Raw genomic sequence first — 241 nt, forward strand, 5'->3', positions numbered from 1 at the left:
TTTTTTGAGTATCGATGGTGGAGGGGTGGAATAATATGGAGGAAAATAAAGAAGAAGAAATACTTGCAAAAGCCATTCATGGAGGAAAGGAAGAATTGAAAAAGGAAATGGGAGGGAAATTAAAAGGAGATGAGGGTGTTGATTATGAGGTGAGTGAAGTGATTGTGAGGAGTGGTGGAAAACATGGATTGTAGAGATTATTGCAGGTTGTGGTTAATGAGGGCGATGAAGTGATGATTCG

Annotated in this window: 1 protein-coding gene; it reads left to right on the forward strand. The window is 39.4% G+C overall.

Going from position 1 to position 241, the window contains the following annotated elements:
* Positions 1-35: 35 nt before the first annotated feature.
* Positions 36-194: a hypothetical protein gene (locus FS736_RS24745; protein WP_186326948.1), complete on the forward strand. Its 159-nt coding sequence runs from the start codon at positions 36-38 to the stop codon at positions 192-194.
* The last annotated feature ends 47 nt before the right edge of the window (positions 195-241 follow it).

It is taken from the genome of Cytobacillus oceanisediminis 2691 (genome assembly GCF_007678455.1).
In the GTDB taxonomy this organism is placed as follows: Bacteria; Bacillota; Bacilli; order Bacillales; family Cytobacillaceae; genus Mesobacillus; species Mesobacillus oceanisediminis_A.

Excerpts from the sequence above, each read along its gene's own strand:
- FS736_RS24745 (WP_186326948.1), top strand. The coding sequence starts at position 36 with ATGGAGGAAAATAAAGAAGAAGAAATACTTGCAAAAGCCATTCATGGA.